At 39.0% G+C, this 15,604-nt stretch carries 17 protein-coding genes; 3 read left to right on the top strand and 14 right to left on the bottom strand.

Annotation, left to right across the window (positions count from 1 at the left end):
• Positions 1–97: 97 nt before the first annotated feature.
• From LZZ90_RS04540 to LZZ90_RS04530, 3 genes are all read right to left on the bottom strand, one after another.
• On the bottom strand, positions 98–325 hold the full coding sequence (locus LZZ90_RS04540; protein ID WP_237789498.1) for a hypothetical protein: 228 nt from the start codon (positions 323–325) through the stop codon (positions 98–100).
• 205 nt (positions 326–530) lie between these two features.
• Entirely contained in the window at positions 531–2,687 is a 2,157-nt protein-coding gene (locus tag LZZ90_RS04535) for a S46 family peptidase (protein ID WP_237789497.1), read from the bottom strand.
• Positions 2,688–2,727: 40 nt separating this feature from the next.
• Positions 2,728–3,978: a 3-deoxy-D-manno-octulosonic acid transferase gene (locus tag LZZ90_RS04530; RefSeq protein ID WP_237789496.1), complete on the bottom strand. Its 1,251-nt coding sequence runs from the start codon at positions 3,976–3,978 to the stop codon at positions 2,728–2,730.
• A 100-nt stretch (positions 3,979–4,078) separates the two neighbouring features.
• On the opposite strand from LZZ90_RS04530, the gene LZZ90_RS04525 reads away from it, so the two are divergent.
• Positions 4,079–5,209, top strand: a complete 1,131-nt coding sequence (locus LZZ90_RS04525; protein WP_237789495.1) for a DegT/DnrJ/EryC1/StrS aminotransferase family protein — start codon at positions 4,079–4,081, stop codon at positions 5,207–5,209.
• Between the two features lie 23 nt (positions 5,210–5,232).
• Entirely contained in the window at positions 5,233–6,246 is a 1,014-nt protein-coding gene (gene galE / locus LZZ90_RS04520) for a UDP-glucose 4-epimerase GalE (protein WP_237789494.1), read from the top strand.
• Positions 6,247–6,362: 116 nt separating this feature from the next.
• Here the strand turns inward: galE and LZZ90_RS04515 are convergent, their stop codons facing one another.
• The 10 genes from LZZ90_RS04515 to purT all read right to left on the bottom strand — a co-directional run bounded on the left by LZZ90_RS04515 (position 6,363) and on the right by purT (position 13,230).
• A complete protein-coding gene (locus LZZ90_RS04515; protein WP_237789493.1) occupies positions 6,363–6,614 on the bottom strand; it encodes a hypothetical protein in 252 nt (83 codons plus the stop codon).
• Positions 6,615–6,753: 139 nt separating this feature from the next.
• Complete coding sequence (locus tag LZZ90_RS04510; protein WP_237789492.1) at positions 6,754–7,137, bottom strand: DUF3037 domain-containing protein; 384 nt, start codon at positions 7,135–7,137, stop codon at positions 6,754–6,756.
• Positions 7,115–7,906, bottom strand: a complete 792-nt coding sequence (locus tag LZZ90_RS04505) for a HipA family kinase (RefSeq protein WP_237789491.1) — start codon at positions 7,904–7,906, stop codon at positions 7,115–7,117. The genes LZZ90_RS04510 and LZZ90_RS04505 overlap by 23 nt, the downstream gene beginning before the upstream one ends.
• A gap of 88 nt (positions 7,907–7,994) precedes the next feature.
• Positions 7,995–8,864, bottom strand: coding sequence for an ACP S-malonyltransferase (gene fabD, locus LZZ90_RS04500; protein WP_237789490.1), 870 nt, complete (start codon positions 8,862–8,864; stop codon positions 7,995–7,997).
• A gap of 239 nt (positions 8,865–9,103) precedes the next feature.
• Complete coding sequence (locus LZZ90_RS04495) at positions 9,104–9,634, bottom strand: YceI family protein (protein ID WP_237789489.1); 531 nt, start codon at positions 9,632–9,634, stop codon at positions 9,104–9,106.
• A gap of 98 nt (positions 9,635–9,732) precedes the next feature.
• Complete coding sequence (locus tag LZZ90_RS04490) at positions 9,733–10,449, bottom strand: pirin family protein (protein WP_237789708.1); 717 nt, start codon at positions 10,447–10,449, stop codon at positions 9,733–9,735.
• Between the two features lie 273 nt (positions 10,450–10,722).
• Positions 10,723–11,298: a Crp/Fnr family transcriptional regulator gene (locus LZZ90_RS04485; RefSeq protein WP_237789488.1), complete on the bottom strand. Its 576-nt coding sequence runs from the start codon at positions 11,296–11,298 to the stop codon at positions 10,723–10,725.
• A 2-nt stretch (positions 11,299–11,300) separates the two neighbouring features.
• Positions 11,301–11,681 (bottom strand): glyoxalase/bleomycin resistance/extradiol dioxygenase family protein, encoded by a 381-nt coding sequence (locus LZZ90_RS04480; RefSeq protein WP_237789487.1) that lies wholly within the window; start codon positions 11,679–11,681, stop codon positions 11,301–11,303.
• Entirely contained in the window at positions 11,681–12,043 is a 363-nt protein-coding gene (locus LZZ90_RS04475; RefSeq protein ID WP_237789486.1) for a DUF6370 family protein, read from the bottom strand. Before LZZ90_RS04475 ends, LZZ90_RS04480 begins: the two co-directional genes overlap by 1 nt.
• 2 nt (positions 12,044–12,045) lie before the next feature.
• Positions 12,046–13,230 (bottom strand): formate-dependent phosphoribosylglycinamide formyltransferase, encoded by a 1,185-nt coding sequence (gene purT, locus LZZ90_RS04470; RefSeq protein ID WP_237789485.1) that lies wholly within the window; start codon positions 13,228–13,230, stop codon positions 12,046–12,048.
• A gap of 118 nt (positions 13,231–13,348) precedes the next feature.
• Here purT and LZZ90_RS04465 point away from each other — a divergent pair, with 118 nt between their 5' ends.
• The gene (locus LZZ90_RS04465; protein ID WP_237789484.1) at positions 13,349–14,326 is read left to right on the top strand and encodes a carboxypeptidase-like regulatory domain-containing protein; all 978 of its coding nucleotides are present in this window, start codon (positions 13,349–13,351) and stop codon (positions 14,324–14,326) included.
• A 51-nt stretch (positions 14,327–14,377) separates the two neighbouring features.
• On the opposite strand, the gene LZZ90_RS04460 is transcribed toward LZZ90_RS04465, so the two are convergent.
• Entirely contained in the window at positions 14,378–15,580 is a 1,203-nt protein-coding gene (locus LZZ90_RS04460) for a pyridoxal phosphate-dependent aminotransferase (protein WP_237789483.1), read from the bottom strand.
• Positions 15,581–15,604: the final 24 nt, after the last annotated feature.

The raw sequence follows: 15,604 nt of genomic DNA, 5'->3' as shown, positions 1-15,604 counted from the left end.
AGAGAAAATAAGAGAAGTTTAATCCTGTTGGTTCAGGTATAGGCATAAAAAAAGTCCCGATCTAATCGGGACTATTTTTTCTAGCAGTAATTTATAATTACTTTTTAGCTTCAGTAGCTGGAGCAGCTTCAGTAGCAGCAGCTTCAGTTTTAGCAGCAGCAGAGTCAACTGTAGTAGCAGCAGAATCAACAGCTTCAGTAGCCTCAGTAGCAGTAGCCTCAACAGCTTCTGTAGTTTCAGTTACTGGCTCTTCAGCTTTATTTTCTTTACAAGAAACAACTGCCATTGTAGCAACTAATGCTAAGCTTAAAACAACTTTTTTCATCTTACTAAATTATAAAGGTTAATTATTAATTCGGAGCAAAGATATAAATTTTTTGATATCTTAAAATTATTTTTTTCTTTTTTTCAAAAAAAATATTCTTTTGCAACCGGCAGGTATAAAACAATTTGCGTGCCAAAAATCAAAATTTGAATTTGTAAGGTTAAAATTCCTTATTTTTTGATATTTCACTGATAATCAGCAGGCTTTATTTTTTTGTTTTTTTAACCGGTTTGATCAGTTTCATTTCTTCAATCAGGTTTTTTGCTCCTGCGTATTTATCTACAATGAATAAAACGTAGCGCATATCTACCATGATATTCCTACAAATTGATGGATCGTAGTGAATGTCGCTCATCGTTCCTTCCCAAACACGGTCAAAATTTAACCCGATAAGGTTTCCGCTGGCATCCAAAGCAGGACTTCCAGAATTTCCTCCCGTTGTGTGGTTAGTAGCAATAAAAGCAACCGGCATTTTTCCGTCTTTGGTAGCGTACTGACCGTAATCTTTTGCGTTATACAAATCGATTAACTTTTTAGGCACGTCGAATTCATAATCACCCGGAACGTATTTTTCCATAACCCCGTCCAAATACGTCATTGGTGCGTAGGAAACGGCATCACTTGGCTTGTATCCTTTTACTTTACCGTAAGTGACGCGTAAAGTACTGTTGGCATCAGGGAAGATACGAGCAGATTTCGGGCTCAATTCCATAATTGCTTTCATATAAGTACGTTGTAGAGCGATGTTTTTAAGGTTCATCTCATCGTATTTAGGCGCCACATTTTTGTTGTAAGCATCCGCAATTGATTTCACTAAAGCAAACGCTTTGTCTTGGTTTAGTTTCTCAAGTACCGTTTTAGCATCTCCGTTTAACAAATCTTTTAAACCGTTGTAAGAAGTAAGTTTTGAATTTTTAAAGATCTCACTTGATAACTGTGCAGGGTTAATGTTGGTTAACGTCGATGGTAAGAACTGTTTTGGCGATTTGTTTGCATATAAATCGATTAACTGTTCAAGAACTTTTTCATCTACATTGGCATTGAAATCTTTGTACAAAGGTTCAAAACTTGCAATTAAATTGTTCTTTCTGTCGTTGAACGCCTGTTCTCCTTTGGTGTTGTAGACCTGCTCCAATTGATATAGACGGTAACCGAAACTTAAAATCTCAGTATTTCTTAAAACCACTTCATTGTAGTATTCTCTTGCTAGGGCATAAGGAGCAATTGCTTCGTAGTTGGTTTTGAAATCAGCTAATAGCGAACCGTATTCTGCTTGTTTTCCGGCTTTATTAATTTTAGTAGTTAAGTCTTGCTCAAATTTTTGCTTAATACCAACCGCATTTGATTTTTTCAACCCTTTTACTTCGCCAATCCATTTTTTCCAGTAATTCGCCACACTTGCATATTTGGAAGCATACTGGATTTTAATTGCGTTGTCTTTACGCATAAAACCATCCTGAACTTTTAATGCGCGGTCGCGAATTTCAATTCGTTCAGGATCGATCGAATTCATAATTTGTTCCACAGCGTAAGAAGGCAAATATTCCTGAGTTCTTCCAGGATATCCCATTACCATAGTGAAGTCATTTTCTTGGATTCCTTTGATAGAAACTGGAAAGAAATGCTTCGGTTTGTACGGTACGTTGTCTTTGGAATATTCTGCCGGACGGTTGTTTTTGTCTGCGTAAATTCTGAATAGCGAAAAGTCTCCGGTATGACGTGGCCAAACCCAGTTGTCGGTATCCGAACCGAATTTTCCAATGGAACTTGGCGGAGCGCCCACTAAACGTACATCGCGGAAAGTTTCTGTTACAAACAAAATGTATTGGTTTCCGTCGTAAAACGTACGGATGCTGTTTTCCTGATAGGATTCTTTCGGAAGCGTTTTGCTTAAAATTGAAATGTTGTCCTGAATTTTTTTCTGTTTATCTGCCTCAGAAGGAAGATTTACAACGCCTTCCAAAACCTTGTTGGTTACGTCTTCAATGCGAACAATAAAGGTTACAAAAAGGTCTTTGTTAGGTAATTCTTCCTCCATTTTATAAGCCCAAAACCCATCGGTTAAATAATCGTGTTCAACTGAAGAATGACTTTGGATGTTGTCGTATCCGCAGTGATGATTGGTTAGGATTAAACCTTTTGGGGAAATTACTTCGGCGGTACAGCCTCCGTCAAAATGAGGAACAGCATCTTTTAAACTCGAATGATTCACGGAATAAATATCATCCGCAGAGATTTTCATTCCCAGATTTTTCATTTCCGTTTCGTTCATCCCTTTTAAAAGAGAGGGAATCCACATTCCGCCTTGCTGAGCAAAGGTTGGAAGTACGAATAAAATAATAAGTAAACGTAAAAATTTCATAATGTGTATTTAAAGGTGTGCAAGTTACAATTTTTGAATTTTAAGAGTCGGAATTTAAGGTTTTGTTAAGAATGTGGGACAAAATGATGTGGGTTGCTCCTTTATTCATCTGTACAAACGTTGAGCAGATGTGTCCTTTTTCAAAACGTTCGTCTTGGTTTTGCAGTAGTAAATCGAATGCCTGATTCACTTCCGATTGATTTTGGATCGAAATACAGCCTTCCATGTTTACCAGTGCGGTGGCTTCTGCAAAATGGGAATAATTTGGCCCGATGATAATTGGAACGCCAAAAGTGGCGGGTTCTAGAATATTGTGAACGCCCGGATTCCCAAAACCACCCCCAACGTAAGCGATATCCGCATAACTATAGATTTTGGTCAAGATGCCAATGGTATCGATGATAAAAACGTCAAATTCTGCTATATTTTCATTCTCTTTTTCAGAAAACAATACTGTCTTTTTGTTAATTTGTGATTTAAGATTTGCAATCTGTTCCGATTTGATGTTGTGTGGCGCAATGATAAACTTGATACCGATAGATTGGTTTATGTAGTTGATTAAAAGTTCTTCGTCTTTTGGCCAGGAACTTCCAATAACAACCGTTGGAGTATTGTTTTTAAATTGTTCAATAAAATCCAGATCATTGTTTCGTTCTAAAATGGAAACAACACGGTCAAAACGAGTATCACCGGATACTTTTATATTATTGCAACCAATGCTTTGCAGCAGTTTTTTAGAGCTTTCATTCTGGACGAAAAAGTAATCAAAGGTTTTTAAGGCGTTTCTGTAAAAACCACCGTACCATTTAAAGAAGCTTTGTTTTTCTCTGAAAATTCCTGAGATCAGGTACGTTTTGATGTTTTGTTTTTTTAGCTCGTTCAGGTAGTTTGGCCAATATTCGTATTTGATGAAGAACACCATTTCCGGATGCGCCAATTTTAAAAACTGTTGCGCATTACTTTTGGTGTCCAGCGGAAGATAAACCGTAACATCAGCAACCGTGTTGTTTTTTCGCACTTCATATCCTGAGGGTGAAAAAAATGTAACAATGATTTTATGATTGGGCAACTGTTCTTTGATTTTTTCAATTACCGGAAGCCCTTGTTCGTATTCACCTAAGGAAGCCGCGTGAAACCAAATCGTTTTATCGGAAGGAGAAATTTTAGAAGAAAGCGTTGTGAAAACCGACTTGCGTCCTTCTACAAACAATTTTATTTTCGGGCTGAAGAGCGCCACAATTTTCAACAGAAAACCGGCAAAATGAACCAATAGGTTATAGCAAAAAAACATAACTTTTCTTTTGTTGCGCTAAAATACGGTTTCTTTTCGTTATCCTTAAATCATTCTACTTTAATTCGTATTTTTGCTTGTTTCAAATTATATTTTTCAGATGAAAAAACTACAAATGGTTGACCTTAAAAGTCAATACGATAGAATAAAAGACACCGTAAACGCTTCGATTCAGGAGGTTTTAGATACTACAACTTATATTAACGGGCCTCAGGTGCAGCACTTCCAGAAAGCTTTAGAGGATTATTTGGATGTTAAACACGTAATTCCTTGTGCTAATGGTACCGATGCGCTTCAAATTGCCATGATGGGCTTGGGTTTAAAACCTGGTGATGAGGTAATTACTGCAGATTTTACTTTTGCGGCAACGGTTGAGGTAATCGCATTGTTGCAATTAACTCCTGTTTTGGTAGATGTGGAAATGGATACGATGAATATTTCAATTGAAGCTATTAAAAAAGCAATCACACCAAATACCAAAGCAATTGTTCCGGTGCATTTGTTCGGACGAGCGGCCAATATGGAAGCCATCATGCAATTAGCTCTTGAGCATGATTTGTATGTGATTGAAGACAATGCGCAGGCGATCGGTGCAAACTTTACTTATTCTGACGGAACTAAAAAGAAAGTTGGTGCAATCGGCCACGTAGCTTCCACTTCGTTTTTCCCTTCTAAAAATTTAGGATGTTATGGAGATGGAGGAGCAATTTTCACTAATGACGATGCGTTGGCACACACCTTAAGAGGAATTGTAAACCACGGAATGTATGTGCGTTACCATCATGATGTGGTTGGGGTAAATTCCCGTTTGGATAGTGTTCAGGCTGCGGTTTTGAATGCAAAATTACCACTTCTGAACGATTACAATACGGCAAGAAAAGCGGCGGCGGCTAAATACAACGCGGCTTTTGCAAATCATAAAAACATAGTAACCCCTGCTTTTGATCTGGAGGGAGATGATCACGTGTTTCATCAATATACCCTTAGAATTGTTGGTGCCGATCGTAATGCGTTAATGGAGCATCTTCAGAGGAAAGGAGTGCCTTGTGCAATTTATTATCCAATTCCATTGCACAGTCAAAAAGCGTATTTGGATGCCCGCTATAGAGAAGAAGACTTTCCGGTTACCAATCAATTGGTTAATGAGGTTTTATCGTTGGCTATGCATACAGAATTAGACGACGAGCAAATTCAATACATTACAAATTCCGTATTAGAGTTCTTTAATTAATTAACAGATTTACAAAAAGTAGAATGAAAGTACTTGTCACCGGAGGATTAGGGTTTATTGGTTCGCATACAGTGGTGGAGCTTCAAAACGAAGGGTTTGAGGTGGTTGCCATTGATAACCTTTCCAATTCTTCTTTAGATGTTCTGGAGGGTATAGAGAAAATTACCGGGAAGCGGCCTGAATTTGAGAATCTTGATTTAAGGCAGAAAGAAAATGTGCAGCAGTTTTTTAAAAAACATGCGGATATTTCTGGTGTAATTCATTTTGCAGCGAGTAAAGCGGTTGGGGAGAGTGTCGAGAATCCTTTACTGTACTATGAAAACAACATTTCTACCTTGGTTTACTTGCTTCAGGAATTACAAGCAAAAGAAACTGCACATTTTATCTTCAGTTCTTCTTGTACGGTTTACGGTCAAGCCGAAACTATGCCTATTACTGAGGATGCTCCTGTTCAACTTGCTTTGTCGCCTTACGGAAACACCAAACAAATTGGAGAAGAAATCATTACTGATACGACTAAAGTAACGAATATTAATGCTGTTTTGTTGCGCTATTTTAATCCGATCGGTGCGCATTCTTCTGCAGAAATTGGAGAGTTGCCCCTTGGTGTTCCTCAAAATTTAGTGCCTTTTATTACACAAACTGCCATCGGATTGCGTAAAGAATTGTCTGTTTTTGGAAATGATTACCCAACACCGGACGGGACAGCTATCCGTGATTATATTCACGTGGTGGATTTAGCAAAGGCTCATGTTATTGCCTTAAAGCGTTTAATGGATAAAAAGAATCAGGCAAAAGTAGAAACGTTTAACGTTGGAACTGGAAAAGGAAGTTCTGTTTTGGATGTAATTACTGCTTTTGAAAAGGTAAGCGGTCAAAAATTGCCGTATAAAATTGTTGATCGAAGAGAGGGTGATATTGTGGAGGCTTATGCAAATACCGACCGAGCTAATGAAGTTTTAGGCTGGAGTGCAGAATCCTCTTTAGAAGATGCTCTTGCAAGCGCCTGGAAATGGGAGCAAAAATTAAGAGCCTAAAATTACTTGCAATCATAAAAAAATAAAACTCCCAAGCATAATTGTTTGGGAGTTTTTTATATATGAAGTATGATATAGTAATAAAAAAAGCTGGTTGAAAACCAGCTTTTAAAAATTTACTTTTTAACAGCTTCTTTAACTTCTTTAGCAGCTTCTTCTACTTTAGCAGCTCCAGCTTCAGCAGCTCCTTCTACTTTAGCAGCAGCAGAGTCTACTTTAGTTTCCATAGCAGCAGCAGCAGTGTCTACAGTTTGAGTCATTTCAGTTGCAGCAGCATCTGCAGCCTCATCCATTTTCTCTTCAGTTTTTTCTTTACAAGAAACCATTAACGCTCCAACAAAAGCTAAAGCTAAAAGTGTTTTTTTCATTTTTTAATTTTTAAGAATTAATAATTATTTGTACTTAATGCTAAAGTTAAACTATTTTTTTAATAAAAAACAAATCAATATAAAAAAAATGGTAGTTGAATTATGAAAATAGTAGCTTCCTATTATCGGATTATATTGGTTATAATACCATTTCATTGTATAATTTCTCAAAGGTAGCATCCAAATCAGTGCTAAAGCCTGGGTGAGGTCTGGAGGTTTGTATGCTGGAACTTCGTATTGCGGTAAGCCATCGGAAACGCTCTGCAGTTTCAAAAGAACCGATCGGGCCTGAATCCGATTTTCCGGAACAGATTTTGGTAAACGCTTTTAAGTTCATATCCAATTGTTCAAGGTCGAAATCCGGGCACAATGCTTGTATTTTATCGGATGGAATCTGATAATTGATTCGAAGATACCTTTTCTTTTTGCAGAAAAGAATCAGCCCGAGGTTGAGGAACTCTTCACGTTCAACCTTAGGGACCAACCGAATCACAGCGTATTCATATAAGTATTTTTCTTGCATTTTGAATTTCTTTATAAAAAAGGTCGGCGTTGGTTAATCGTAGGGATAAAAATTGAAAATAAACGTCTTTGATTTCTTCCGGACCAATGGTTCCGTTCTCCCATTGCAACCAATCCTCAGGAATTAGATTTACAAATTTTCGTAACACGGTATCGTTTAGCTTTTGGGTGAAGTCTGCATGAACTTCGTCTATTTTTGTGGCTTTCGGCAATAAAACATGATCTTTGATTAATGCGAAAGGTGTTTTTGCACTTGCTTCCCAGTTATCCCATGAATGGTGAAAATAAAATGCAGCTCCATGATCAATCAGCCAAAGTTCTTTATGCCAAATCAGCATGTTGGTGTTGCGAAAGGTTCGGTCTACATTAGTGATAAAAGCATCCAGCCATACAATTTTTGAAGCCAGAAGTGCCTCACAATCGTTAACGGCCGCATCATAAGTAATGGCTCCGGAAAGGTAATGAAGCCCTAAATTTAATCCTTGGCTAAATTGCAGTAAATCCTGAATTTCCTCATCGGCTTCGGTTCTTCCAAAAGCTTCGTCCAGGTTGGCGAAAACCAATTCCGGTACCGGTAACCCCAGATAACGGGCAATTTCGCCACCTAATAATTCAGCAATCAAAGCTTTTACCCCATGACCCGCTCCTCTGAATTTCAGTACGTATTTAAAGTCGTCATCAGCTTCTGCCAATGCAGGTAAGGAGCCGCCTTCACGCAATGGGGTAATATAGCGTATTACACTTACGGTTCGTAAATTTATTGAGTTCATACAATTGAATTCTTACTTAACAAAGATATCATTAAAATAAAAAACTCCGATGGTTGCTATCGGAGTTTTAAAAAAGGAAGGTATTTTATTATGCAGAAATTGTTTCTACTTCTTTATTGATTTTATTCACCAAGCCAACCAACACTTTTCCAGGTCCAACTTCGGTAAAACTTGTAGCACCATCAGCGATCATTTGCTGAACGGATTGCGTCCATTTTACAGGAGCAGTCAATTGGATGATTAAGTTTTTCTTGATTTCCGACGCATCAGAAACCGCGCTCGCCGGAACATTCTGATACACTGGGCAACTTGGCGTATTGAAAGTCGTTGCTTCAATTGCAGCAGCTAATTCTTCACGGGCTGGTTCCATCATTGGGGAGTGAAACGCTCCACCAACCGGTAAGATTAATGCGCGTTTGGCTCCGGCTTCTTTCATTTTCTCACAAGCTTCTTCCACCGCTTTCAATTCTCCGGAAATTACTAATTGTCCCGGGCAGTTGTAGTTGGCAGCAACTACTACACCATCGATTGAAGCGCAAATGTCTTCCACGATTTTATCATCTAAATTTAAAACCGCTGCCATAGTAGAAGGTGTTATTTCACAGGCTTTCTGCATAGCCATTGCACGTTTGGAAACCAATTTCAATGCGTCTTCAAACGACAAAGTTCCGTTGGCAACCAAAGCAGAAAATTCCCCTAACGAGTGACCCGCTACCATATCCGGTTTAATGTCCAGAGTTTTGGCTAAAATCACTGAGTGAAGGAAAACTGCAGGTTGGGTTACTTTGGTTTCTTTGAGTTCTTCAGCGGTACCTTCGAACATGATGTCGGTAATGCGAAACCCTAAAATTTCATTGGCTTTCTCGAACAGTTCTTTGGCAAGTGCCGAGTTTTCATATAAATCTTTACCCATTCCGGTAAATTGAGCTCCCTGACCTGGGAAAACGTATGCTTTCATAAATTTAATTTAAAGATTGAAAAATTTAACCGAAGAGCAAAAATAGTGATTTTTTTGAAGCGTCGGCATTAGGGCTTTTTTGGTGAGGTCGTTCCCGCTGTTCGCTCTACAAGGTGCCGCTTCCATCGGGGCTAAGGGGAATTGTCTTTTGTGCCGGAAAACAAAACCCGCTACTTCATTATAAAGCAACGGGTTTCACATCATCAACCAAAAAAAAACTTATTATTATGAAAAGCTAATTATTGTTTTACAAGTTGTAATTCAATGTCTAATTTTACGTCTTCGCTTACTAAAACCCCACCGGTTTCTAAAGCCGAGTTCCAGTTCAAACCCCAGTCTTTACGGTTTACTTTTCCGGAAATATTGATCCCGGCTTTGGTGTTTCCCCAAGGATCGGTCATGAGTCCGCTGAATTCTGCCGGAAGTTTTACGAATTTGGTTACGCCTCTCATGGTTAAATCACCCGCGATTTCGTAGTTTTCATCATCTACTTTAGTAAACGAAGAGGCTTTAAAAGTCATTTTCGGGTGGTTTTCCGCATCGAAGAAATCAGCGCTTTTTAAGTGGTTGTCACGGTCTGCGTTGTGCGTATCAATCGAATTGATATCAGCAGAGAATTCGATGTTCGCTTTAGTGAAATCATCACCATCGGTTACAATATTCGCCTGGTAGTTTTCAAATTTTCCTGCTACGTTGGTAAACATCATGTGTTTTACTTTAAAACCTACTGTTGAGTGTGTCGGGTCAATTGCCCATTTTGTTGTTGCCATAATTGTATTTTTTTAAATTTTAATTGTTGTAATTTGATGAAACAAAGTTACGTTGGGTTTGTGGTTCAGGTACTTAACCTAGATTAAGAAATTCATCTTTAGAATTGCATCGGAACTTCCATTAATAAAAATTCTGCTTCCGAATCGGCTTTGATGGAAACCTTATCCGTATTCCAGATTCCAAAACCGTCTCTTCGGTTTAAGGATTGTCCGTTTACGGTAACATCACCATTCAATACAAAAACGTAAAGACCATTTCCTGATTTTTTAAAATTGTATTCTGCGGCGAAATCTTTGTCGAATTTTCCCAAATGGAACCAAGCGTCCTGATGGATCCAAACCCCGGCATCGTCTGCATTGGGCGAAAGGATTTGTTGTAATTTATTGAGACGTTCTTCCGGATTTAACGCAATTTGATCATAACGAGGTGCTACGTTTTGCTTATTCGGAATGACCCAAATCTGAAGAAATTTTACGGCTTTGTCCTGATTTTTGTTGTATTCGCTGTGCTGTACTCCGGTTCCGGCGCTCATCACCTGAATATCCCCATTTTTGATCACGGTTTTGTTGCCCATGCTGTCTTGGTGTTCCAAATCACCTTCTAGTGGAATACTGATGATTTCCATATTCTGGTGCGGGTGTTTACCGAAGCCCATTCCTGCTGCAACCGTATCGTCGTTCAGTACACGAAGTACACCGAAATTCATGCGTTCCGGATTGTAATAATTGGCAAAACTAAACGTGTGAAAACTTTGTAACCAGCCATGATTCGCATTACCACGCGTATCGGCTTTATGTAAAATAACATTGTCCATAATCTTTGAATTTGTGTTTTGAATATGATTGAACCCTACTGTTTCTTCCGAAGGTTCAGAAGCTTGTTTGGCTAAGGCCGATCCGGTAAGTACCGCGCCACTGCCTAAAATTGTTTTTCGGATAAAATCTTTTCGGTTCATAACTTTGATTTTGATAGGACAAAGTTACGGTGGTGATGGGGTGGAAGTCCTTAACCTAGATTAAGAAATACAAGCAGGAAGCCTCAGCCTTTTTTAAGGTTAAGTTTTTTATAATGAGACTGTTAATAGTAGCTATTTTTTGAGAAGACGCGCTTTCATTTTGCTGAAAAATTCAGGTGTTACACCAATATAGGAAGCAATCTGTTTTTGAGGTAAACAGTGGACAAGGTCTTTGTATTTTTTGGTGAATTTGTCGTAACGGGCTTCTGCGGTGAAACTGAGGTTGTCAATTAGACGCTGTTGGTTGGCAACCAGTGAATTTTCAATCAGGATTCGGAAAAAACGTTCCATTTTCGGAACTTCAATATATAGTCGGTCCTGATTTTCTTTAGATAGCAGCAGTACTTCGGCTTCTTCATTGACCTCGATGTACAATTCCCCGGGACGTTGCGATAAAAAACTGTACATATCGGCTATCCACCAACCGGGGCAAGCAAAACTTACCACATGTTCCACACCATTTTCATCGATGTTGTAGCTGCGTAAAATTCCTTTGGTAACAAAAAAAGAATGGGTGCAGATTTCACCTTCCTTTAAAAGGATAGTTTTTGCTTTGTAGGTTTTGGTTTCGGTAAAAGCCAAAACAAGTTGCTGCTCCTCGGTTGTGAGCGAAACGTGTTTGGCGATATTTTCAAGTAAAAGGTTCATGCTTAGTCGCCGAAAGTAATTAAGAAACCATTGCAATCTTTGATGATAAACTCACGACTGCCGTAAGGACGAAGTGTAATAGGCTCTAGAATTTCAACACCATTGTTTTTGATTTCCTCGAAATAAGTTTCAATTTCCGGAACCCAAATGATAAAATCGGTGCTGATTTTTCGAAAATCTCGGTTGGTTTTGAGGGTTTTCATATCCGATTTTCCAAAGTGAATCTGAATGCCATCGCGCTCCACCATACCGTAAACCGGAGGGTCTAAAACCAATCCAATTACAGAAAACCCAAGCTTATCGGTATAAAAAGCTACCGCCTTACTCACATCGGGAACAATGAGCTGGGGCGCAATTCCTATAAATTGGGCTTTTTTAAGCATTAGTTTTTGGTTTTTTTCTCTTCAATCAAGGTGAAAGAAGTTGCCTTAAAACGATTGTTTACCACTTCACCGGAAACTTCCGCTTTTCGGATAGAATTACAGAATCCATCGTGTGCATGGGCATCTCCGTGTTGGTCTATGGAAGTTCCGTCTACAAAATAAGACTTCCCGTCAATGCGAACCGCTAAATCACAACCTTTTTGCTGGGTCATTCCAAATTGACATTGCCCGCAGGAAGCTTCCACGATTTGCGTTTTAGGTTTTTCTTTTTTTGCTTCGCTCTGTTCGGCTTTGTTTTGGGTCTCCTGTGCTGTCATTGTTAAAGCAGCTGCAAAGAGCGTCATTGTAAATAGCTTTTTCATAGTTATGGATTTACTGTTACTAAGGTAGCGGTTTTTTTTGCTTTTTCAACTACTTCTTCAATTGGGGTGTCGAGGGTGTCGTTTACCAGAACAACGCCCATTCTTCTGTAAGGTCTTGAGGTGGGTTTTCCGAAGATCCTGAAATCTGTTTTTGATAACGAAGCTACTTTTTCGATTCCGGAATAAGTAGGATTGTTTGAGTTTTCGGAAGCCAATACAACTGCGCTCGAACCAATTCGTTCCAAAGTAATTTCCGGAATTGGAATGCTTAAAATGGCACGCAAGTGCAATTCGAATTCGTTGAAATTTTGGGTTTTGGCTAAAGTTACCATGCCGGTATCGTGCGGACGGGGCGATAATTCTGAGAAATATACACCTTCATCTGTAAGGAAAAATTCTACTCCAAAAAGGCCAGCACCACCTAATGCTTCAGTTACTTTTCGCGCCATGTCTTGCGCCTGTAAAATGTCTTTTTCAGAAACCCTTGCCGGTTGCCAGCTTTCCTGATAATCTCCACGTTCCTGACGGTGTCCGATAGGAGCGCAAAATAAGGTTGGATGGTTGTTCTGAGTTACTGTAAGAAGCGTGATTTCAGAATGAAAATTTACAAAGGCTTCCACAATTACTTCGATGATGTCGCCACGGGAACCTTCTACAGCGTAATTCCAAGCTTTTTCAATGCTTGCACTGAGTTCTGCCGAAGTGTCACCTTTAATCGTCGATTGCCCTTTGCCGGAAGAACTCATGAGCGGTTTTACCACACAAGGAATGCCAACTTCTGCAACTGCTTTTTCTAATTCTTCTTTGGTAGTGGCGTAGCGGTACTTTGCAGTTTTTAAGCCTAATTCTTTCGCGGCCAAATCGCGGATGGCTTTACGGTTCATGGTAAAGTTAGTGGCTTTAGCAGATGGGACTACAGTGATGCCTTGTTTTTCATAGTCGTAAAAGCGTTCGGTGCGAATTGCCTCAATTTCAGGAACAATAAAATCGGGTTGGTGTTTGGCTACGATTCGGTCCAGTTCGGCACCGTCTAACATATTGATAACTTCAAAATCGTGAGCGACCTGCATGGCCGGAGCGTTTTCATAACTGTCTACGGCAATTACTTTTTGCCCGATGCGTTGTGCGGCAATTACGAATTCTTTTCCAAGTTCTCCCGATCCTAATAATAGTATTTTCTTTTGCATTGTTGTTGGGTTGTTTTAGGCTTTAAAGGTAAAAAGTTTTAGAACCACAGACAAAAATGTTTTTGTTAATACTATTTTGATCTTTTTAGAGTTATAAGTGTATCCTTTGTAAAAAAAGATGTACAATAATAATTTTTATACGGTTGTCTTGCTGTTGGGCTTTCTCGCTGCTTTTGGTCAGCAAGGCACTTATGTGGTTAAAGATTCTATCTCCCGTGAGCCATTGCCTTATGCAAATATTGATTTTCTTAATGGATACGGAATTTTTTCCGATGAAAACGGTAAGCTGATAACCAATAAAGATCTGCCGGAAAAAATAAAAATTTCCTATGTTGGATACCATCCTAAAGTTGTTTTTTTAAAGGAAGTTCGGGGAACTGATATCTTTTTGAAGTCTTCTACTAAAGTGCTGGAGGAGATGAAAATTGTTGCTGCTAAAGAGGATTTGAAAAAAAGGGAAGAATTCGTAACGAAACCGTTTTTGCACGGCAACATGGATCAGATGTACTGGTCGTCCATCGGTCAGCAGATTGCGTTTTATATTCCTCATGAAAAGCGAAAAAGCGAATTAAAATCGGTGGTGATTCCTTTGATTGTTAAAGACATTCATCAAGGGCTAACGGAGGTTTCTTTTGAAGATGAACCTTACGGAACCATGGTGAAATTTGAGTTTGTGAGCAATGATAATGGGCTTCCCGGTGAAAAACTGTTCGACTATACTAAGGTTTTTGTGATTTATTCTGCGGAACTTACAAATAAAGTTGAGGTAAAATTCGAGGAAAAGCTCCCGATACCGGAAAAGGGCTTTTTTCTGCAGATGACGGTTGTCGGAAAAACAGACACGCAAGGCAAATATATTTCAGAATTGCCTTATTCGGTTGCAGATTATCGTAACCAAGGGAAAAAAATCATGAAAATTATTTTACCCAATTACCCGCTTGTGGAATCGCCCAACGGGACGCCGACTTTTTTCAGAAATTTATTCGCTGTTTCCCAAAAATGGCGTCAAATTGAAAAACCAATGGTATTTAAAAAAGACAAAGAATATCCCTTATACAATATTGGAATTGGGTACACCATTTCAGGTTATGATTAAATTTTAGAGAGTTAGTATTAAAAAAGCCCCAAGATTTCTTGGGGCTTTTTATTATGCTAAAACTTCTGTTGTTGCTACTGCTTCTTTGATTCTGCGTAGCGCTTCTTTTAGTAGATCTTCGCTGGTTGCGTAAGAGAAACGAATACAGTTCGGGTTTCCGAAAGCATCACCGGTTACGGTTGCTACATTGGCATGCTCTAATAAATACATAGAAAAATCATCTGAATTATTGATTTTAATACCGTTTAAGGTTTTGCCGAAGAAAGCCGAAACATCTGGAAATACATAAAAAGCACCTTCAGGAACATTGATTTTCATGCCCGGAATCTCTTTGATTAATCCTACCACTAAATCTCTTCTGCTATGGAAGGCATCCACCATGTATTTTAATACGCTTGGATCTGCATCCACTGCGGTAATAGTTGCTCTTTGCGCTATGGAATTAGCACCACTAGTAACCTGTCCTTGAATTTTGGTGCAGGCTTTAGCGATAAATTCCGGCGCTCCGATATAACCAATTCTCCACCCTGTCATGGCAAAGGCTTTGGCTACACCATTAACGGTTATGGTTCGGTCTAACATTCCTGGAATAGAACCGATACTGCAGAACGTTCCTGAGAAATTGATGTGTTCGTAGATTTCATCGGAAACTACATAAATGTTAGGATATTTTTCCAAAACTTTGGCTAATGCAGTCAACTCTTCGCGGCTGTAAACCGAGCCACTTGGGTTGCAAGGCGAACTGAACCACATCATTTTGGTTTTTGGAGTGATGGCGGCTTCCAGTTCTTCAGGTGTCATTTTGAAATCACTGTCTACCGATGTTTTAACCACTACGGGCTCACCACCGGAAAGTTTGATGATTTCGAAATAACTCACCCAGTATGGTGCCGGTAAAATCACTTCGTCACCATCGTTTAACATTACTTGGGCAATGTTGTATAAAGATTGCTTCGCTCCGGTAGAAACCACGATTTGCGAAGGTTTGTAGTCTAAATTGTTGTCTCTTTTGAATTTACGGCAGATCGCTTCTTTTAACTCAAGATAACCTTCAACAGGTGTGTAGGTGCTGTAATTTTCGTCGATGGCTTTTTTTGCTGCTTCTTTGATAAAATCCGGAGTATTGAAATCCGGTTCTCCTAAACTAAGGCTGATAATGTCTTTTCCCTGAGCTTTCAATTCTCTGGCTTTAGCAGCCATTGCTAAGGTTTGCGAGGTAGATAAATTGTTGATTCTATCCGATAGCGGGTTCATAAGTAATTGTGTTATGTAGTTATT

It is taken from the genome of Flavobacterium sp. SM15 (assembly GCF_022012335.1).
In the GTDB taxonomy this organism is placed as follows: domain Bacteria; phylum Bacteroidota; class Bacteroidia; order Flavobacteriales; family Flavobacteriaceae; genus Flavobacterium.
The sequence above is the reverse complement of the archived record's forward strand: the minus strand, read 5'-3'. Positions and strand labels throughout refer to the sequence as shown.

Bases quoted from the DNA above. Each gene is read 5' to 3' on its own strand.
- LZZ90_RS04540 (WP_237789498.1), bottom strand. From the start codon at position 325: ATGAAAAAAGTTGTTTTAAGCTTAGCATTAGTTGCTACAATGGCAGTT.
- LZZ90_RS04535 (WP_237789497.1), bottom strand. From the start codon at position 2,687: ATGAAATTTTTACGTTTACTTATTATTTTATTCGTACTTCCAACCTTT.
- LZZ90_RS04530 (WP_237789496.1), bottom strand. From the start codon at position 3,978: ATGTTTTTTTGCTATAACCTATTGGTTCATTTTGCCGGTTTTCTGTTG.
- LZZ90_RS04525 (WP_237789495.1), top strand. From the start codon at position 4,079: ATGAAAAAACTACAAATGGTTGACCTTAAAAGTCAATACGATAGAATA.
- galE (WP_237789494.1), top strand. From the start codon at position 5,233: ATGAAAGTACTTGTCACCGGAGGATTAGGGTTTATTGGTTCGCATACA.
- LZZ90_RS04515 (WP_237789493.1), bottom strand. From the start codon at position 6,614: ATGAAAAAAACACTTTTAGCTTTAGCTTTTGTTGGAGCGTTAATGGTT.
- LZZ90_RS04510 (WP_237789492.1), bottom strand. From the start codon at position 7,137: ATGCAAGAAAAATACTTATATGAATACGCTGTGATTCGGTTGGTCCCT.
- LZZ90_RS04505 (WP_237789491.1), bottom strand. From the start codon at position 7,906: ATGAACTCAATAAATTTACGAACCGTAAGTGTAATACGCTATATTACC.
- fabD (WP_237789490.1), bottom strand. From the start codon at position 8,864: ATGAAAGCATACGTTTTCCCAGGTCAGGGAGCTCAATTTACCGGAATG.
- LZZ90_RS04495 (WP_237789489.1), bottom strand. From the start codon at position 9,634: ATGGCAACAACAAAATGGGCAATTGACCCGACACACTCAACAGTAGGT.
- LZZ90_RS04490 (WP_237789708.1), bottom strand. From the start codon at position 10,449: ATGGACAATGTTATTTTACATAAAGCCGATACGCGTGGTAATGCGAAT.
- LZZ90_RS04485 (WP_237789488.1), bottom strand. From the start codon at position 11,298: ATGAACCTTTTACTTGAAAATATCGCCAAACACGTTTCGCTCACAACC.
- LZZ90_RS04480 (WP_237789487.1), bottom strand. From the start codon at position 11,681: ATGCTTAAAAAAGCCCAATTTATAGGAATTGCGCCCCAGCTCATTGTT.
- LZZ90_RS04475 (WP_237789486.1), bottom strand. From the start codon at position 12,043: ATGAAAAAGCTATTTACAATGACGCTCTTTGCAGCTGCTTTAACAATG.
- purT (WP_237789485.1), bottom strand. From the start codon at position 13,230: ATGCAAAAGAAAATACTATTATTAGGATCGGGAGAACTTGGAAAAGAA.
- LZZ90_RS04465 (WP_237789484.1), top strand. From the start codon at position 13,349: ATGTACAATAATAATTTTTATACGGTTGTCTTGCTGTTGGGCTTTCTC.
- LZZ90_RS04460 (WP_237789483.1), bottom strand. From the start codon at position 15,580: ATGAACCCGCTATCGGATAGAATCAACAATTTATCTACCTCGCAAACC.